This is a genomic window from Maritalea sp. S77 (genome assembly GCF_049801075.1).
Lineage (GTDB): Bacteria > Pseudomonadota > Alphaproteobacteria > Rhizobiales > Devosiaceae > Maritalea.
Genome location: NZ_JBNAGG010000008.1, coordinates 1 through 18,430 on the forward strand (window position 1 = coordinate 1; position 18,430 = coordinate 18,430).

Annotated in this window: 16 protein-coding genes; 2 read left to right on the forward strand and 14 right to left on the reverse strand. The window is 48.1% G+C overall.

Features of this window, described 5'->3' with window-relative positions; translation table 11 throughout:
* Window positions 1-246: 246 nt before the first annotated feature.
* The 6 genes from ACP15Y_RS16855 to ACP15Y_RS16880 all read right to left on the reverse strand — a co-directional run bounded on the left by ACP15Y_RS16855 (window position 247) and on the right by ACP15Y_RS16880 (window position 5,171).
* On the reverse strand, window positions 247-1,269 hold the full coding sequence (locus ACP15Y_RS16855; protein WP_424982476.1) for an IS110 family transposase: 1,023 nt from the start codon (window positions 1,267-1,269) through the stop codon (window positions 247-249).
* Between the two features lie 230 nt (window positions 1,270-1,499).
* Complete coding sequence (locus ACP15Y_RS16860; RefSeq protein WP_424984282.1) at window positions 1,500-2,906, reverse strand: multicopper oxidase family protein; 1,407 nt, start codon at window positions 2,904-2,906, stop codon at window positions 1,500-1,502.
* Window positions 2,893-3,798, reverse strand: a complete 906-nt coding sequence (locus tag ACP15Y_RS16865; RefSeq protein ID WP_424984283.1) for a c-type cytochrome — start codon at window positions 3,796-3,798, stop codon at window positions 2,893-2,895. Before ACP15Y_RS16865 ends, ACP15Y_RS16860 begins: the two co-directional genes overlap by 14 nt.
* Complete coding sequence (locus ACP15Y_RS16870; protein WP_424984284.1) at window positions 3,798-4,376, reverse strand: c-type cytochrome; 579 nt, start codon at window positions 4,374-4,376, stop codon at window positions 3,798-3,800. Before ACP15Y_RS16870 ends, ACP15Y_RS16865 begins: the two co-directional genes overlap by 1 nt.
* 41 nt (window positions 4,377-4,417) lie before the next feature.
* On the reverse strand, window positions 4,418-4,804 hold the full coding sequence (locus ACP15Y_RS16875) for a hypothetical protein (protein ID WP_424984285.1): 387 nt from the start codon (window positions 4,802-4,804) through the stop codon (window positions 4,418-4,420).
* The gene (locus ACP15Y_RS16880) at window positions 4,761-5,171 is read right to left on the reverse strand and encodes a c-type cytochrome (RefSeq protein ID WP_424984286.1); all 411 of its coding nucleotides are present in this window, start codon (window positions 5,169-5,171) and stop codon (window positions 4,761-4,763) included. The genes ACP15Y_RS16875 and ACP15Y_RS16880 overlap by 44 nt, the downstream gene beginning before the upstream one ends.
* Window positions 5,172-5,462: 291 nt before the next feature.
* Between ACP15Y_RS16880 and ACP15Y_RS16885 the strand changes: the two genes are divergently transcribed.
* Entirely contained in the window at window positions 5,463-6,797 is a 1,335-nt protein-coding gene (locus ACP15Y_RS16885; protein ID WP_424984287.1) for an APC family permease, read from the forward strand.
* A 310-nt stretch (window positions 6,798-7,107) separates the two neighbouring features.
* Here ACP15Y_RS16885 and ACP15Y_RS16890 read toward each other — a convergent pair whose 3' ends face one another.
* The 7 genes from ACP15Y_RS16890 to ACP15Y_RS16920 all read right to left on the reverse strand — a co-directional run bounded on the left by ACP15Y_RS16890 (window position 7,108) and on the right by ACP15Y_RS16920 (window position 15,583).
* Window positions 7,108-8,130: a LacI family DNA-binding transcriptional regulator gene (locus ACP15Y_RS16890; protein WP_424984288.1), complete on the reverse strand. Its 1,023-nt coding sequence runs from the start codon at window positions 8,128-8,130 to the stop codon at window positions 7,108-7,110.
* Window positions 8,127-10,502 (reverse strand): glycosyl hydrolase family 95 catalytic domain-containing protein, encoded by a 2,376-nt coding sequence (locus ACP15Y_RS16895; protein ID WP_424984289.1) that lies wholly within the window; start codon window positions 10,500-10,502, stop codon window positions 8,127-8,129. Before ACP15Y_RS16895 ends, ACP15Y_RS16890 begins: the two co-directional genes overlap by 4 nt.
* Before the next feature lie 3 nt (window positions 10,503-10,505).
* A complete protein-coding gene (locus ACP15Y_RS16900; RefSeq protein WP_424984290.1) occupies window positions 10,506-11,339 on the reverse strand; it encodes a carbohydrate ABC transporter permease in 834 nt (277 codons plus the stop codon).
* 7 nt (window positions 11,340-11,346) lie between these two features.
* A complete protein-coding gene (locus tag ACP15Y_RS16905; protein ID WP_424984291.1) occupies window positions 11,347-12,324 on the reverse strand; it encodes a carbohydrate ABC transporter permease in 978 nt (325 codons plus the stop codon).
* Entirely contained in the window at window positions 12,291-13,691 is a 1,401-nt protein-coding gene (locus ACP15Y_RS16910; RefSeq protein WP_424984292.1) for an ABC transporter substrate-binding protein, read from the reverse strand. The genes ACP15Y_RS16905 and ACP15Y_RS16910 overlap by 34 nt, the downstream gene beginning before the upstream one ends.
* The gene (locus tag ACP15Y_RS16915; RefSeq protein ID WP_424984293.1) at window positions 13,615-14,697 is read right to left on the reverse strand and encodes an ABC transporter ATP-binding protein; all 1,083 of its coding nucleotides are present in this window, start codon (window positions 14,695-14,697) and stop codon (window positions 13,615-13,617) included. The genes ACP15Y_RS16910 and ACP15Y_RS16915 overlap by 77 nt, the downstream gene beginning before the upstream one ends.
* Before the next feature lie 613 nt (window positions 14,698-15,310).
* Window positions 15,311-15,583: a hypothetical protein gene (locus ACP15Y_RS16920; RefSeq protein WP_424984294.1), complete on the reverse strand. Its 273-nt coding sequence runs from the start codon at window positions 15,581-15,583 to the stop codon at window positions 15,311-15,313.
* 135 nt (window positions 15,584-15,718) lie between these two features.
* On the opposite strand from ACP15Y_RS16920, the gene ACP15Y_RS16925 reads away from it, so the two are divergent.
* On the forward strand, window positions 15,719-16,957 hold the full coding sequence (locus tag ACP15Y_RS16925; RefSeq protein ID WP_424984295.1) for a hypothetical protein: 1,239 nt from the start codon (window positions 15,719-15,721) through the stop codon (window positions 16,955-16,957).
* Window positions 16,958-17,314: 357 nt separating this feature from the next.
* Here ACP15Y_RS16925 and ACP15Y_RS16930 read toward each other — a convergent pair whose 3' ends face one another.
* Window positions 17,315-18,337, reverse strand: a complete 1,023-nt coding sequence (locus ACP15Y_RS16930) for an IS110 family transposase (protein ID WP_424982476.1) — start codon at window positions 18,335-18,337, stop codon at window positions 17,315-17,317.
* Window positions 18,338-18,430 lie beyond the last annotated feature (93 nt).

Sequence of the window (18,430 nt, forward strand, 5' to 3'; positions counted from 1 at the left end):
CCAATGTCCTGTGTGGATGGCTCCGTAATTGCAAGTACTTTTTGTGACTTATTTCCGAGATCAGATACAGTCCTGTGTCCGGCCTATTGATGCAGGTTTATGCTGCTGGCCCTGATGATTTCCGCGAACCAAGTCCCATTCCGCTTGGCGGACTATTTATGTCCCCGGACATTGGCGGGGTGTCTTGGCTCTCCGGCTGGCCCGGATATTCATCACATCATACGTTCTTGCAAACTTATTCTCTTTTTAGGTTGTACTCATCTCCCTGTACGGTTCGCCATTGGTGAGCACCGCCCATGCTATGCGAGCTGTTTTGTTTGCCATAGCAACGGCCGCGAGCTTTACGGGCTTGCGCTCGAGCAGGCTGAGCATCCATGGATCAGCTCTTTCAGGTTTGGTTTTGGCAGCGCGCACGCGACTTGCCATGCCGTTGACCAAAAGCTTGCGTAGATATTGATTGCCCATGCGACTTATGCGCCCCAACACTTGTTTACCACCACTCGATTTGTTGAGTGGCGTCAGGCCGATCCAGGCAGCAAAGTCGCGAGCACTTCGAAACTGCCTTCCATTGCCGATGGTCGCAACGATGGCGGAGGCTGTTAGGGGCCCGATGCCGGGTATGGTTCGTAGTAGTTCAATGCGTTCATCCTGCTTGGCCTGCTCAGAGATGGTCTTGTCCAGCCTGGCGATGCGCAAATCAAGATCAATCAATTGATCGCACAGCAGCGCAATGACATCTTCAGCACTCTCGGGAATTTCCAAAAGTTCGCCAACCTGCATCTCGCGCGCAAGGCGGCGCAAATGATCAATGCCTCTGGGAATAATAATCCCAAACTCGGCGAGCAAACCACGGATCATGTTTACCAGCTGGGTGCGTTGATTGATCAGTGCCTGACGAACACTATGTTGGCTTAATATAGCTTGCTGGTCTTCTGTCTTGATGGCCACAAACCGCATGCTGGGACGTGTGACAGCCTCGCAGATAGCAGCAGCGTCTGCCGCATCCGATTTGCCGCGTTTAACATAGGCTTTTACGTAAGTGGCTGGCATCAATTTTACTTCATGACCCAGCGTCGTCAGCTCACGCGCCCAATAATGGCTCGATGCACAAGCCTCTATACCAATCAAGCAGGGGGCTAATTTTGCGAAGAAGGGCAGCATTTGGGCGCGACGTAAGGGTTTGTTGAAAGCGACCGATCCATCTTCATAAACGCCGTGGACCTGAATAACATTCTTGGCAAGATCAACGCCAATTGTGATAATCTGCATTTGTGGCTCCTATACTAGCAGTGATAACACCTGCCATTATGGCGCATTTAACGCCGGTGTGTAGGAGCCATCCACACCATCCGCTATTGGGATTACCGTGACCGTGAAACAAGTATCCTGCAGACCATAATTAATCCTGAGCAAAATTCGACAGTCTGGCTTAATCCATCTCTATTTCAGCGTGTACTCCTTTGGGAACTCAACATCTGTGCCTCCAATTTGAATAGAGCTTACGCCCTCACCTCAAACCATGCGTTCATGCCAGAAGCAGCATGTTCCAGCATATGGCAATGGAAAAGCCATTTACCCGGATTATCCGCTACAAATGCGATCCGAGTGGATTGCTGAGTGCCGATCAAGAAAGTGTCGCGCCATAAAGGATTAAATTCCACGCCACCTCCATCCCGATCTTCTACCAAGAAGTGATGCCCGTGCACATGCATCGCATGCATGAAGGCGGTTTCGTTGATCACGTTCAATTCAACAGTTTCGCCTTTATTCACGGAGAAGAGTGGCGTTTCAGCCAAGTTGGCGACATTATTAAACGCCCAAAATTGTTTGGTGCGTTGAAAATCACCTCGCTCCATTCTTTCGCCCTGATAGAAGATATCACCTAGCTGCCCCATAGCACCGCCGGTCATGCGCACATCAAGCTGGAAACGATCTGTTTTGGCTGGCAAAGGCAGCGCATTCGGCTTGGGCGGCACAAAGGGTGCGGGGCTTTCACATGCCTCGGCAATGTCGAAAAAACAAAATGGAAAAGGTTCGCGGGATAGTTCCTCCAAGGCAAAGCTTTCTTTTGGCTCTACTAGAAGGTCAACCCGCTGTGCAGGGCCCAGCAAAAGTGGCTTATACCCCAATTCAGTTGGGGCATTCGGCAAAGCTTGGCCATCAAAACCAATAATTTTCGCACCAAATCGGTCTGGATCGATTTCCATAATTCGGGAGTTGCTGGCGTTGATTAATCGCAATAGGTGCGGCATTCCCTCGCACAAGGAAAAGCGTGGAAGGCTTTCGCCGTTCACCGTGAGCCAGTTGCCCAGCCTTCCATCATGGCTCCAATCCATTGGCGCCCCTAAACTTGCTTCATCAAAGCGACCGGTTTCATCTAAACGCCAATCATCCAGGATCACCAAATGGTCCTGCGCTTCAGGCAAAATATCACCATCTGCGGGATCGATGATCAGCCCCCCATAAAGTCCACGCGCAACTTGTTCCCAACTTTTGTGGTGGGCGTGATACCAATAAGTGCCGGCATCAGGTGCGACGAATTCATACGTGAAGGTTTCGCCCGGCTGCACGGGATCTTGAGTGAGGCCCGAAACGCCATCCATCTTATTGGCGATGCGCAAACCGTGCCAGTGAATGGAAGTCGGTTCCGGCAAATTATTGGTGAAGTGAATAGTGATTTTTTCGCCTTGCTTAAAGCGTAATGTGGGGCCAGCTACGTGCCCATTATATCCCCACAGGGTTGAGGTTTGCGCCTCTGGCGCATGATGCAGCTTATGCATCAAGGGGGCTGCTTCCAATTCAATTTCTGTGCTCGTGGCGGCCCGCGCAAAAAGCGCTGGCTGCCCAATTGATATTGCTGTTGTCGCCCCCATCAATTTCAACATTTGACGTCTATTGAGCTGCATCGTCATTGGCTCCTAACAAATATGTGGCAATCGCATTTAGGTCTTGTCTTGATAAAAAGGAGGTGCCCTCACGCACCACTTCCGCCATGGAGCCGCCAAACACGTCTCCATCTGGTTTGATCCCGCTTTTTAGTGCATAGGCTAAGGATGATTGATCCCAACCATTTCCCTTCAGGGCTTGGGCGTGAATTGGCGGAGACTTGCCCCCGTCGGGCAACCTTTCTGCACCTTGAAGTTTAAAGCTTGCCTGCCGTGCTCCGGCAAAATTACGCGGTGTGTGGCATGCCCCGCAGTGGGCAGCACCTTCAACAATGTATTTGCCTCTATTCCATGCTTCGGATTTTGCGCTATCCGGTTCGAACGGTCTCAAATCTAAGTAGGCTGCCCGCCACAATTTTACACCCGCGCGAAAGTTGAACGGGAAGGCAAGCTGATGGTCATCTGAAGGAATCTCGACGGCCGGAACGGTCTGAAACGCAACCCATAGATCGGCGATGTCCTGATCAGTAAACTTGGCATAAAACGGATAAGGAAATGCAGGATAGTAAGGCTCGCCTTTGGGCGAAACACCTTGTCGAACCGCCTTGGCAAACATTTCGATTGTCCACTCACCCATGCCATGTTTGGCAGAAGTCGTAAGATTGGGTGAGTAAAATGTTCCAAAATCGGTGGCTAATTTAACGCCACCTGCAAGTGGTGCACCTCCGTTCGCTACGTCGGTATGGCACGCAATGCAGCCAGACATGCGCGCCAGATATGCACCTCGCTGAACATTTCCTTCCATAGATTTTAGTTCCGCGTCGTTGCCAATTGGCCAAATTGACAGGACAAGGACAGACGCAGCGACAATTGCCGCTGCACCCGCAAAAAACACGATAGTTTTTTTGCCCATTACTTCTCTGACCTATATTTCGTGTGACAGCTTGCACAGGTCTGCACCAGCATATTAAAAACACCGTCAACAGGCATTTTTGCCAAGGCATCAGGGCTCATCATGGTTTGATCACCCATCATTCCAGAACCGTTCATCATGTCTGAACTGCTCATCATTCCAGAACCACCCACCATATTTCGCTGGGTTGAATCCTCCATCATCGGGCCATTATCTGCTGCAACTTGCAATGCGATAGCATAAGTTTCGAGTTGCGATGCTAGCGTCTCAAAATTGGCACTATCGGTCCATATTGTACGTTTCGCTTCAGAAGGCGCTCCGTCGCTTCCTTTGGGAAACAAGCCCACCAATGCATCGCCCGCATGCGTTTCAATAGTTTGCCCATGCATCTTTACGGCTGCTGCGTCGTAATCCTCTTCTCCACGCATCATTGCGGAGAGAGATTTAACGGCATTGCCCATGGCCATCATGCCGTCCATGCGCTCTTTCACAACACCCGTTGCACCGCCATGCGCTAGTGCGGCCCCGGTGATCGCAAGCGAGATCACCGTACCAATCGTCAATTCTAATTTGCTCATTTTTTCCTCTAATGTTCGAAAAGCTGTTTATTGGCTTTCGATTAGAGGCGTGGTGGTGGTATTTCCTGAGCAATGTCACGCGCCATTAAAACTGGCAATTTTTGCTGAATAAAGGTGCTACCCAACGCAACGAAAAAGCTTGGAAAACCAATGTCACCAATGGCTATTTTAGCGCCACAATGTAGGCTTGAGCGATCATCGCAGCCAATTTTATAGCCAGTTTTGGCAGCATGTGCATGAGATGCTGGCGGGCTTGCCATTTGATGTTGGTGCTCACCGTAAACCAGCATAGACCCATTGGACGGCAAAGCTGTTGCAAGCGCAAGCATCAGTGCAAGCGCTAGAAAAAGCCCATTCACAAATCCAATTTTCTTCAGGTCCATTTTATTCAATGCCGTTTGCCACCTGTAACGCTCGAATATATTCAATGATAGATAAGACGTCTTTTTCGTCAACCGTTTCAATCGCTGGCATATTGCCAAATGGCCAATGATGTGCCCGAACGCCATTTTGTGCGGCAAGAACAAATGCAATATCAGCGTGGTGCGATGGTTTATAAATATCGTGGATAAGTGGTGGCGCAATGCCGTCACGCCCCGCAGCATTTTCGCCATGGCAAGCTGCACAATTCGCATCAAACAGCTCTTTGCCCACCATTTGCTGTTCGTCTAATCGGGGTGACTGCACCTCCACCATTGCATTGCCCGTCGAATTATTCGGCTGCATCCTGATATACGCAAATGCACCAATTGCAATGATGACAGCCAGCGCTATGAGCAGGGTATTTTTGTTCATTTTGGCTCGGTGTCTCTTCAATTGTCTGAAATATAACATCGCGTCTCAACCTGACTTATTCACCTTCCACCCAGTGGAAGGTCAAGAGTTGTCATTGTTTTTGCTCGGAATAAAGTGACGTAGGTTAGAGCCATAAACTTGACCTTCCCACTGCTGTAAGGGGCCAACTTAGCTTACTTACGATTGGTACAGATAAATTCGACGGTGAAGCTGAATCTTAGCAAATCAAAAAACAACAAAACCAGTGAAGTATAGTTTGAGGGCAGATTTAAGGATAATGGAGGAAAAAGTATGGAGCATGATCGCGAGCAAGGCAATTATCAGGCAGATTCAATTTCTTTGAGCGGCACAGTTGCCATGGGGACTGGTGTAATGATTGGCGCTGGCATATTTGCGCTAACAGGGCAGATGGCCGATCTTGCCGGAAACTTGTTTCCTCTTTCGTTTATCGTCGGCGCAATAGTGGCTTTTTTTAGCGCCTATGGCTACATTAAGATGTCCAACGCTTGGCCCTCGGCTGGCGGCATAGGGATGATCCTGCAGAAATGTTATGGGGCAGGCGGGCTGGCAGCTGGCGCAGCCTTACTTATGGCTTTAAGCATGGTTATTGCAGAGAGCTTGGTCGCACGCACTTTCGCAACATATGTGCTCCGTTTCTTTGATATTTCCGGCGGCATTTGGGTTCCTATTTTGGCGGTAAGTGTAATATTTTTTGCCTTCCTCGTTAACATTGCAGGCAATCGTTCGGTGGGATTGCTTTCAATCGTCATGGCAATATTTAAGATTTTTGGAATTGCGCTATTTGGTGTTGCCGCACTATGGGCAAGCGGATTTGATTTCTCCATTTCGGAGGGAGCAACCAAAACATCTGGATTCGGCTTTCTGGCGTCAGTTGCATTTAGTATTTTGGCTTTTAAGGGATTTACAACCATCACAAACAGTGGTGCGGAAGTTGAAAATCCGCATAAAAATGTAGGCCGGGCAATTGTTATCTCCATAGTGATTTGTATGGCGACTTACTTGCTAGTTGCATTTGGCGTTAATGCAAGTTTGCCTATCGACCAAATTATTACTGCAAAAGACTACGCTCTTGCGGAGGCCGCAGCGCCCGCTCTAGGGCAAATAGGCTTCACACTCACTATTCTTCTCGCCGCTGCCGCCACGCTTTCTGGCGTGATTGCTAGCATTTTTGCTGTTTCACGTATGTTGGCGATGCTAACAGACATGAAAATGATACCGCATAGTCATTTTGGAATGAGCGGACCGATACAGAGACATACCTTGGTTTATACCGTAGTTGTCGCGTCGTTCTTGGCGATTTTCTTCGATCTTAGCCGTATTGCTTCGCTAGGGGCATTTTTCTATCTTGTTATGGATATACTGGTTCACTGGGGTGTTTTTCATTATCGGAGGAATGAGATTGGTGCATCCCCTTATATTTTGGTCTGTGCCATTATTTTTGATGCCGTAGTCTTGCTGGCATTTACGATTGTTAAATTTGAAACTGATCCGACAATCGTGGTTATTGCAGGGGTTTCCATCGCAGCAGTATTTGCATTTGAGCGTTTCTACCTTGGAAAATGGATTGTAGATCCCGACGAACATCACGATCACCCAATACATTGAGGGCCGGTAGGTGAGGCTGCAACTGTTAAAACCCACTTGGACATCTTCTCGCCAATATTTGGTCAAAAAATTTGAACGCCGCGCCAGCGAATACATATTGTAAGCTGAGATGAGCGAGTGCAGGAGCCAACTCAATCCGTTTCAGAGCAATACTGTCTATCTAGCTCAGTTTTGAAGATTTTAAATGGAGAATGACCAATGTCAGCTTTTGGGATTTCTGCGCACGCATATACATCTTTATAATTGGTGATGTGTTGATGTTTAGCATTGTTGCTGCCCGCATTTGCCCCAAGAGCCACCTTCCAGCAACTTACTTCGGACGTGAAACAGAGTTTCGAACGACGAGACTTGGCTGATGGATGTATGTTCTTGATGATTTGGCGCTTTGGTCAGTTATTCTGCTCAGAGCAAAATCACATATATGTCGACCAATCTCTTTTGCCGAAAAGCTTACCGCTGTAATCCCGCCAGTTACAAATGGTAAAAAACTGGCATCACCAAATGAAATTATTGAAACGTCGTTTGGAATTTTGAGGTTTAACTCTTCAAGTGCCTGCACTGCTCCCAATGCAAGAAAATAGTTGGAGGCGAAAATGGCGGTTGGCTTATTCTCACCTTTGTACAGATCAAGTGTACCTATATAACCATGGTGGGTATGCCATCCATTTCCAGCTGCATTGTGTGCGGAAATTTCAGTCAATTCAGCACTTGCAAGTGCCTCATCATATCCTCTTTTACGATCAATAGCGGTGCTATCGTTCAGGTCACCCGTTAATATAGCGATATTAGTGTGCCCCATTTCGATCATATATTTGACAGCATGTTTTGAAGCTTTTCGATCATCGATAAGCACGCGGTCGACGTTCATGCCTTGAATATCGTTACTATACAAAATCAATGGCACATCAATATCTTGCAAAATATCCATCGATTTGAAAAAGCCAAGGTCGCCAGATGCAATAATTGCATCCACCTTTTGAGCTTTAAAATATTCAAGTGCGCCTTTTAGAAAAGAGCCTTGATCACCGTGAGAGAACGGCAAAACAACGTAACCCTTTGGCGTGAATTGGTTGACGATTTCTTCAAGAACACCGGTGTGGAATTCATCAAATGATGGCAACAGAAATCCAATGAAGCCCGAACTTTTGCGTCGAATGTTTGCCGCCGAAGTGTTTCGGCTATATGAAAGTTTTTCGATGGCCGCCGCGATGCTTTCTCGGTTTTTCTTTCGAAGCTGTTCTCCATTTAGATAACGGGAGACACTTCCGACCGATACGCCTGCTAGGTCTGCGACATCTAAAATGGTCGGTGCTTTGTTTTTGCGGTTGCTCAAGTGAACTCCAAATTTTGAAAATCAAATTCTGACGCCATATCGCACACCTTATTGGATTTAAGGTCAATGTGATAAACTTTGCTGAGATACTTCACATAAACTTTTTGATCAATTTGGCTAGTGAATTGAGCTGATGTGAGCTGTCCACGCTGCCACTCAATTGTGAGTGCCACCCGGTTTCGCAATTTTAGGTCTTTGACTTTTCCTGTTTTCCAATGGGCAGGTAGCGCAGGCAGCAGGTGAACAAAGTCATCCTTATCTTGAACAAATAGCTCAATCACCGTGGCCACAAACCCCATGTTTGCCTCGATGCAGAAAGGAGGGCAGGCCATCAACATGTTGGGATAAATGCCTCCGCCATCATCGGCAGTTGTATCTACATGCGAGGGAACAGGCTCAAACAGCCGATCTAAAAATTCAAACGATTTCTCTCCATCACGCAAACGCGCATAAGTACGTGCTTTCCAAACAAGTGACCAGCCGGTTCCCGATGGACCGCGAAATTCCAAGAATCTTTTCATTGAGGTGCAGAGATCAGGTTGATTTTCAACCGTCACATCTGTTCCTGGGCAAAGGCCAAAAACGGGAGAAATATGTCGGTGTGGATGTTCAGCCTCTGGATAGTCTTTGTCAAATTCTAGGATTCGACCATCCTCGCTAATTTTTGGTTCAGGTAGCCGCGCAAGTTTTATGCGTAAATCGTTGATTAGATCCGATTTACCTTTTCCAATAATGTCAGCGGCCGAAATGGTGTAACTAAAAAGCTGCTTCGCGATTGCAATATCCATGGTCGTACCACGCGACAAGGCCCCAACAGTGCCATCTCCCCTCAAAAATGTATTTTCTGGAGATGTTGATGGGATTGTCGTGAGCTGGTCCGGATGCGCAGGATCATCAACCAACCAACTCGCAATAAAACTAGCGGCGCCTGACAAAATTGGAAACGCGCGATTTCGCAAAAAATTGATATCTTGATTGTACTGGAAATGTTCAAAAGTGTGCAATGCCAACCACGCACCACCGAACGGCCAGAAACCCCACTTCAAGCAATTTTCAATCGGGCCTTGTGGCAAGGCGCCAACTGGCGTGGTTTGACGATGAAAATCGACCTGATGATGGGCAACCCACCCACTTAAGCCATATTGAATTTTGGCTGTATTTCGACCTCTTTTCGCAAGCTCCTCAATAAAGTCGATAAGAGGTTCGTGACACTCGGATAAACCGCACATTTCCGCAGGCCAATAATTCATTTGGGTGTTGATGTTTATGGTATAGTTAGACCACCAAGCGGGATCTACAGCTTCACTCCATACGCCTTTCAAATTTGCAGGCTGCGTGCCCGGTCGACTGCTGGAAATCAAAAGATAGCGCCCATAATCGAACGCGGTCTTTGCCAAATTTGCGCTAAGATTGTGCGTGCACCCATCAATAGATTGTTGGCACGAGTTGTCGCCAGCTAGTTGCAGCTCGACAGAATTGAAAAGTCGGCCAAAGTCTTCCACATGCTTTTCGTGAAGTTGTGCAAGATCGCGTTCTGCCGCATCAAGATCATCAATACAATGTTCCATTGCATCGGTAGAATGGCGGTTGGTACGTGTGGCAATTAGAATGGTGAGCTTTGAGAAACCGGCTACACAGGTTTCGCCAAGATGAATTGAAATTTTGCCGTCTGTTATAATGCGCGCGACGCAATAAAACTGGTTTTTTTCAAACTCATCATATTCGACATAGTTTTCTTCTGTCGCAAGATTATCAACTTCATCCCATCGCACATTCGAAGGCACGAGACCTTTTAAGATGATATCCTTGCCAACGGCCTCGCTGACACTTTGAAGTTTGGATGTTAGGCCCACTAAAACTTTGCATTCTTTGGGGCCATCCGTTCGTGCGATATCGACGGCGAGAACGCGATGTGGATAGGAGCCGTAATAATTTGAAACAATGTGGCCATAGCTGGTCTTTGCATCAACTGACGCAGTTGCGGTTGCAATATCCAATTCGCGTTTATATTCGTTTGTGTGCAAATCTTCCGGCCAATGGATAAACAATTCACCGACGGGCAGGTAAGGCTGATTGAAGGCTGTGAGGAAGTTTTCAGCGATAAGGGTTTCCGCTTCCGACTCCTGGTTCTCCAACATTAAATTTCGTGCCCGTTCAATAATCTGCGGGCCATCTGAAATAGGATTTGGTGCCGTTTCCCCAGCCCAGAGTGTATCTTCATTCAACGAAATCTTCTCATTGGGGAATTGGCCATACACCATGCCCCCTTGATGGCCGTTGCCGATGGGGAGCGCCTCATTGAAATTTTCCGCAGCACGGTCAAAGCGCAACTTTCCCGGCTGCGCGGCCACATCTGAAAGTATCCGGTTCATAAATTATTCTTTCACGCCACCAGCTGTTAAGCCGTTTGTGATAAATCGAAGCCCGAAGGCGATGATAATAAGTGCTGGCACGCCGAGGAGCACGAGACTCGCGTTATAGCGGCCAATGTCGTCTGGTGTTGCGCCGAGATATTCCTGAAAACGTTGAACGGCTTGTGCGGCAGTGGTCATTTCTTTTCCGGTCAAAAACAATGAAGGGAAAAGGAAGTCCTGCATCGACCACATCATCGATAACGCGCCAATATTCACGAGTGCCGGTTTGCATAGCGGCATGAATATTGTGAAAAATGTCCGAATATGACCTGCGCCATCAATGGCCGCAGCTTCGATAAATGAGCGCGGTAGTCCTTCGGCAAAATTACGAACCAACAATACGCCGAAAGGCAGTGTGAGCGCTGCTTCAGGAAGTGCTACAGCAAATATATTGTCCCGCAAACCGAGCTCTCGGTTTATGAAAAAGAGTGGCACTAGCAAAGAAGTGGCTGGAACAGCCAAGAACATCAGGACAATGAAGTAAAAGACTTCTTTGCCACGGAACTCTAAGAAGGCAAATCCATAGCCTGCAAGCGCAGAAACTAAAGTCACAATGGTTGCGTGAACTAGTGCGATGGCCAACGAATTGACGTAAGTGCGCCAAAGGAAGATTCCGCCAATATCACCGAAAATCACGTCGATATAATTCTGGATACCGTTGAAGGCAAAGCCCCGAATGACAGCATTTACAATTGGAATCGACCAAATCAAAGCCAAGATGACGAGGAACGCACTCATGATGATACGTTCATATTTTCTTCTGTGCAGGAAATCTGGATGTGCAGTTGATGTCACGCTTTGCCTACTTCCGAAGTTGAATGAGTGAGATTAAGAGTGCAGCGAGCATGGCAATAAGCGCAGCAGCGGAGCCATATCCGACATTTGAACCTGAAGTGGAGAAGCCATAAACATATGTGCCAGTTATTTCCGTCACGCCGCCAGGCCCGCCTCCGGTTGAGAAAAATACAATGTCGAATGCGCGGAACGAGGTGAGCAACGTCGATATGATGATCGTACGGTGTGTCCCCTTCATCAGTGGAAACAAAATCTCCCACATTAGCCGCGGGGTTTTAGCACCATCTAAAATTGCAGCCTCAATCAATGACGTATTGATGGTAGAAAGATTGGCCACATAATACATGATTGGGAGGCCAATCAGATAGACAAACAAAATGCAGACGACACCAATCGCGAGATTGGGCTCAATCAACCAATTCAATGCAAATGCGTCCAAACCAATTGCGCGAAGTGTCTCATTGAGCGCTCCCATACGTGCTTCCAGCGATGTACGAAATACCGTAGCTATGAGGGCTAGCGGCATAAGTGTGGGGAGCAAAAAGATCGTATAAAGCATCGAGCGTCCGCGAGTGCCACTAGAGATTAGCACCGCAATGAGAAAGCCGATTGTCAGCCCGGCTCCAATCGCCACGCCCGCGAAAAGAAAGTTATTTTTCAGTGCGATCAAAAACCGCGGGTCAGTTAGCAATAACTCGAAGTTTCTTAAGCCAACCCATTTGCCATTGACTAGGGCGATCGAGACTTTTTGCAGGCTGGTGTAGACGAGAAAGCCAGTACTAAATAAATAATAGATCGCATAAATCACAAGCAATGGCCCAAAGAAGAAAAAGAACTCTTTGGCGGACATTTTTGTGAGCAAATTCTGCGGCTTCTTCATCGTTAAACCTTTCCAACAGGGTGGGAGCCATCTTGCCGATTTTGGGAGGCCGGCAAGATGGCGCAGTGGATTTACTCGGCGTTTGAGTATCGGCCACTTTCCCATTCACGTTGCAAATATTTCACCTGTTCTGAGTAATCGGTCTCGCCGATAATTGATGCAACAATAGTGTCACCAACTACATTGGAGAAATCGGAGACATTGTTTCGATGGCTTCCTGGATTCAGGAGCAAGTGCGAAATTTCATTGTAACCGCGACGAGCTTCATCAGTGCTGAAGATATCGTCGGCAAGCTCAAATCCAACTTTGGAAGGTACAACAAACAAGGTGTCGCTCCACGCATCGACGCCGTTGCCCGCGACCACATATTCAACAAACTTGGTTGCGAGTTCTTTGTGGTCCGAGGCATTTGGAACGGCAAGACCAACTTCGATAAATGCTCGAACAGAATGCTCTGTATTTGGCTCAATAGTCGGCAAAGCTGAAGCGCTCACATTTTCAAGTTTAACGCCATTCGCCTCGCGGAATGGTGCTGAAAGCACGCCGCTTTCCCACGATCCTTGTAAAAACATAACCGCTTGACCCTGCTGGAAAAGTTCAACTGACCGTCCGTAATCCAAATCCAAGGTGTCTTTGGAGAAGATACCATCTTTATAAAGGTCAACAAGCGCGCCAAATGCAGTTAAATAAGTCGTGTCATCCCAACGACCGCCCTCGTTATAGCGAACGGAGTTGAAAAAGCCTGGGCTGACCTGCTCTGCGATCGTTGTGCTGATTTCGTCCAAAAACCAACCTGCGCCGGTGAACGATACAGGAACCAAGTCAGGGCGTTTAGCTGTCGTCACTTCAACAAGGTTTTGCAAATCTGCTCGATCTCTCGGAATCGCCAATCCCAATTCATTCATCAAATCCATGTTGTAATACGCAACAACTGAGCCCAAAACGCCCATCGGCGCGATATATAGCTCTCTATCGCTAGCCAGCGTTTTGCCTTGACCGATTGCGCTTTCGCTAAGCAAATCTGTAATTGGCATCGAACCATATTCATCAAATAGCGGTTCAATCGGCGCCAACTGATCTTTCACCAACTCCACCATTGTGCTGGTTTGAACCGCGACGATGTCTAATTCGTCGCCACTTGCTAGCGCCAACGGCAGGCGATCTTGGTAAGCACCAGATTCAAACAACTGCAGCTCAACCTCGACGCCAAGGTTCTCCTGTTCAAAACCATCAATTATTTTGTTAAGCACCGGTTCGCTTGGATGCCATGTCCAAAATTTTAGCGTTGTTTCTTGAGCGCTAGCACCAGAAATGCTCGCGACAATAAGGGCCGATGCAATTGCAAAGTTCCTAAGTTTCATTTTTTCCTCCTCACTATGTGCAGAGCACGGCGCACTATTGCACCGAAATCCTCTGCCCAGTCTCCCTGTTAAAGAAATGAACGTCCTTTGGTTGGATCGAAGTTGTGACATGTGCACCCTTCAAGGAAGTTTGATCGCCGCTTATCTTGGCGACTAAGCGCACTTCAACTCCATCAACGGAGTTATGAATAAGGTGGCACAGACTTTCACTGCCGAGCATCTCGACTTGTTCAACAACTGTTGGCAATTGAATCTCAGCATTGTCTTGTTCAACTTCCCCAAGAAGCTTAATAACCTCTGGACGGAACCCCAAAGTCACGTTTTCTTCGCCCTCACTCTCACCAAAAATTTGGCGTGAAATCATGCTGCAGGTGCCTGTGTCATCAACAATATTCATCGCTGGATTGCCGATGAAACGTGCAACAAATAGGTTTTCAGGGTACGCGTAAATCTGCTTAGGTGTGCCGACTTGTTGAACGCGTCCTTTATTCAACAAAACGACCGTATCAGCCATCGTCATTGCTTCAATTTGATCATGCGTAACGTAAAGCGTTGTTACTTTTAACTTCTCATGCAGCGCCTTGATGTCTTTGCGCATTTGCTGGCGCAATCTTGCGTCCAAATTTGAGAGAGGTTCATCCATCAGAAATAAGCTAGGGTCCCGAACCAAGGCGCGCCCCATAGCAACACGCTGCCTTTGTCCACCAGAAAGCTGCGCTGGCTTGCGATCTAACAGATCTTGAAGCTCAAGCAGACTGGCAACTTCGTTTACCTTTGCGGCGCGCGCAGCTTTGGAAATTCCCGCAAGCTTAAGCGGATATGCGATGTTTTCGGCAATCGACATATGTGGATAAAGAGCATAATTTTGGAAAACCATTGCAATGTTTCGGTCGCGCGGGTGCGTCTCGTTTGCACGGACTTCCGCAATCGTCAATTCGCCATCAGAGATGGTTTCTAAGCCCGCGATCATTCGTAGTAGCGTTGACTTGCCGCAACCCGAGGGCCCAAGCAACACTAAGAAGTCCCCCTCCGGTACTGACAAAGAAATGCTGTCTATAACTGTCAAGTCACCAAAAGACTTTGAAACAGAGTCCAACTTAACCTGGCTGCTGGTCATCTTTCCCTCCCGTGCTTTCGTGAACGTTAGCAAGCAAACCTCGAGCTGTCTACAATTAAATTGAAATGTTTCAATTTTGACTGTTAAGAAATCAGGTGACGCTAAGTAGCAGCAAAATCGCGTTCAGATTTTATAGAGTTGTTTTAGAGGGAAGGTTTGAATTCCATTTTGCGGACCCCGTCATACAACAAAGCGTATGCTAAGGTTGAGGGGCATCAAATCGTAATTCAACTGGGGGAGTTGGTATGAGAAATGCCCGATGTAACGTAAGCTTTTAATAGCCAAGGCATACGCTTCGTGCATGGCACTGAACGTCCGCTTTCGGGATTGTTGTGCCAAAGACAGAGTCCCGGTGCTAAATGATAGCTTTGAGCCCATCGTCGCATTCCCACGAGCGGGAGCAGCTGGTCTTTAGTTGCATTCGATCTTGTGAGTTATCGAATAAGTTCTTTTTCCGCCAATGCTTTGAAGCTGAACCGTGGCTCCACCATTATCGGTGTCGAAACGGGCATCGATCGTTGATATGATTCCTGTGCCGGAAGGCCAACTAAGAAGCTGAATGTCGGGTTTGCCAAAATTTAAGCTGCATCTTAAAAACGAGGGCCGTAAACTCCTATAGGTCGCCCTCCAAACGTTCCGAGACTGAAGCAACTATTTCGTTGCAAACAAACAGGGATAGGTTCGTATCCTCAATAACCCACTGTCCCGGCAAGTTGTCCGAAAGAGGCACGAGTTTCCAATCCTGTTCAAGCGCGTGCTGTTGCGCCGCTTCAAACGAGCCTCCCAGCATGAAGCCTCCGAGTTCCTGTTGATCGGCGGCATTGGCGACAGAGGCGGCAAACAGGCTGAAGGTGACTAAAAAGTAGAATTTTCGGGGAAGGATCATTTTAGCTTGCCTCGGTTGATTAGTTGATTGTCGCAGAAACGATCCTGAAGCCAAAGTTAGGTTTGTCCGCAATGCCGACGATTGTTGTGAGAGGTGAACCAACCGATCGTTGCAACACACTGAGCAAGTTTTACAGTGGGTAATTTCATTTGTTCTGCCTTGGCAAAGCTGGGCGCCTGTGAGATGATTTCTGGGGATGGCCTTCTTGTGACGGAAGCGCAGAATTGGGATCAAGTTTTTCGTGGTTTTGGAATGAAAAAATATTTGAAGATATTCATCATATACTTCCTAGCTTTGTTTATGTACGGGTGTGACTACAAGATTTTTTCGACCGACGAGCCTTACTTTGAAGATGACAATCCCCATGCTATTCCGCTTTTTGGCGAAAGGGCGTGGGTATCGTTAATCAATATCTATGGAGCTACGAACCCGGATGGAAAGCCAAATGTCGCGGAGTTCATGGAGTTCAATCTAAAGCCGGGGCATGCGGTTACCTATGAGAGCGAACAATATGATGACGTGATGTTTATTAGCTCGTCAGCTGACGGAATTCTGGACGACGAGGGATACTATGCAAGCTACATTCTGCAAGCCACTGACAAACAGCAGGCGAAGACATTTTACGTAACGGTCGCGTACAGGTATTCCCAGAACAAGGAAGTTCTCTTCTCGGATGTAAAGCATCTTTACGATTTACGGCACATTGGCCGCGAGCTTGAAATGGCGATTGCACGGGATACGTTCGATATCGAGAAGATGGACGCCTATCTGTACGGTAGAATGCCCGTAAGAATTTCTGACTACGATATCCGTGTCGCGGACATGTACGGTCGTGAACTCAAAAAATACATGAAGGCTGGGATTCCGGTATCCGCGCACAGCATTTACTTCACCCAGATGCGGGACACCACTTTTGCAATGGCAAACAACCAACTTGAGAAGAATCGTGCAGTTGAGGCGGAGAAGGAGCAATTTCGCCGGTGGGGAAACGATATTCGGAGGGATCTGTTCGAGGCTAGAATTCTGCCCAAATGCCTGGCTCTGAGCGGAGCTGGCGCGGCTCAGAAGAAGCTTGCGGACAGAATGACCGAAAGTCTCGGTATCAAATCCGACCCTCAGAATTTTCAGCGCGGAATGCGCGCCAGTGTGGACGGACAGGAATGCGTGGTCCAGGCATTTGCGATTGCTCCGGAAACACATGTTTTTCTAGGGAAGTTTGACTTTACTGGATGCGGCGAAGGCGTTTGTGTCGCGAAGTACATGCTATCCTGTCGCGTTGGCCGGATTGAAAGCAATTGCGGCGAGTACGAATGGGAGAAAGCGAGAGTCGCCATTGAAGGCAACAAGGCTCGTTTCATTGAACTGGTTAACTGAGGCGCGGCGTTCGGCCTCAATTGGCAGCTTCGTCTGCATTGCAGCCCTTGGTCTGAATCCAACCCGAGCCATCGGTGAAGGTCTGCTTTTGGGAAATTCGGTTCAAATATCCCAATGTCCTGTGTGGATGGCTCCGTAATTGCAAGTACTTTTTGTGACTTATTTCCGAGATCAGATACAGTCCTGTGTCCGGCCTATTGATGCAGGTTTATGCTGCTGGCCCTGATGATTTCCGCGAACCAAGTCCCATTCCGCTTGGCGGACTATTTATGTCCCCGGACATTGGCGGGGTGTCTTGGCTCTCCGGCTGGCCCGGATATTCATCACATCATACGTTCTTGCAAACTTATTCTCTTTTTAGGTTGTACTCATCTCCCTGTACGGTTCGCCATTGGTGAGCACCGCCCATGCTATGCGAGCTGTTTTGTTTGCCATAGCAACGGCCGCGAGCTTTACGGGCTTGCGCTCGAGCAGGCTGAGCATCCATGGATCAGCTCTTTCAGGTTTGGTTTTGGCAGCGCGCACGCGACTTGCCATGCCGTTGACCAAAAGCTTGCGTAGATATTGATTGCCCATGCGACTTATGCGCCCCAACACTTGTTTACCACCACTCGATTTGTTGAGTGGCGTCAGGCCGATCCAGGCAGCAAAGTCGCGAGCACTTCGAAACTGCCTTCCATTGCCGATGGTCGCAACGATGGCGGAGGCTGTTAGGGGCCCGATGCCGGGTATGGTTCGTAGTAGTTCAATGCGTTCATCCTGCTTGGCCTGCTCAGAGATGGTCTTGTCCAGCCTGGCGATGCGCAAATCAAGATCAATCAATTGATCGCACAGCAGCGCAATGACATCTTCAGCACTCTCGGGAATTTCCAAAAGTTCGCCAACCTGCATCTCGCGCGCAAGGCGGCGCAAATGATCAATGCCTCTGGGAATAATAATCCCAAACTCGGCGAGCAAACCACGGATCATGTTTACCAGCTGGGTGCGTTGATTGATCAGTGCCTGACGAACACTATGTTGGCTTAATATAGCTTGCTGGTCTTCTGTCTTGATGGCCACAAACCGCATGCTGGGACGTGTGACAGCCTCGCAGATAGCAGCAGCGTCTGCCGCATCCGATTTGCCGCGTTTAACATAGGCTTTTACGTAAGTGGCTGGCATCAATTTTACTTCATGACCCAGCGTCGTCAGCTCACGCGCCCAATAATGGCTCGATGCACAAGCCTCTATACCAATCAAGCAGGGGGCTAATTTTGCGAAGAAGGGCAGCATTTGGGCGCGACGTAAGGGTTTGTTGAAAGCGACCGATCCATCTTCATAAACGCCGTGGACCTGAATAACATTCTTGGCAAGATCAACGCCAATTGTGATAATCTGCATTTGTGGCTCCTATACTAGCAGTGATAACACCTGCCATTATGGCGCATTTAACGCCGGTGTGTAGGAGCCATCCACACCATCCGCTATTGGGAT

Coding starts and splice junctions, on each gene's coding strand:
- ACP15Y_RS16905 (WP_424984291.1), bottom strand. CDS start 12,324: ATGGGAAAGTGGCCGATACTCAAACGCCGAGTAAATCCACTGCGCCAT.
- ACP15Y_RS16920 (WP_424984294.1), bottom strand. CDS start 15,583: ATGATCCTTCCCCGAAAATTCTACTTTTTAGTCACCTTCAGCCTGTTT.
- ACP15Y_RS16855 (WP_424982476.1), bottom strand. CDS start 1,269: ATGCAGATTATCACAATTGGCGTTGATCTTGCCAAGAATGTTATTCAG.
- ACP15Y_RS16880 (WP_424984286.1), bottom strand. CDS start 5,171: ATGAACAAAAATACCCTGCTCATAGCGCTGGCTGTCATCATTGCAATT.
- ACP15Y_RS16930 (WP_424982476.1), bottom strand. CDS start 18,337: ATGCAGATTATCACAATTGGCGTTGATCTTGCCAAGAATGTTATTCAG.
- ACP15Y_RS16860 (WP_424984282.1), bottom strand. CDS start 2,906: ATGCAGCTCAATAGACGTCAAATGTTGAAATTGATGGGGGCGACAACA.
- ACP15Y_RS16895 (WP_424984289.1), bottom strand. CDS start 10,502: ATGAACCGGATACTTTCAGATGTGGCCGCGCAGCCGGGAAAGTTGCGC.
- ACP15Y_RS16910 (WP_424984292.1), bottom strand. CDS start 13,691: ATGTCACAACTTCGATCCAACCAAAGGACGTTCATTTCTTTAACAGGG.
- ACP15Y_RS16885 (WP_424984287.1), top strand. CDS start 5,463: ATGGAGCATGATCGCGAGCAAGGCAATTATCAGGCAGATTCAATTTCT.
- ACP15Y_RS16865 (WP_424984283.1), bottom strand. CDS start 3,798: ATGGGCAAAAAAACTATCGTGTTTTTTGCGGGTGCAGCGGCAATTGTC.
- ACP15Y_RS16870 (WP_424984284.1), bottom strand. CDS start 4,376: ATGAGCAAATTAGAATTGACGATTGGTACGGTGATCTCGCTTGCGATC.
- ACP15Y_RS16915 (WP_424984293.1), bottom strand. CDS start 14,697: ATGACCAGCAGCCAGGTTAAGTTGGACTCTGTTTCAAAGTCTTTTGGT.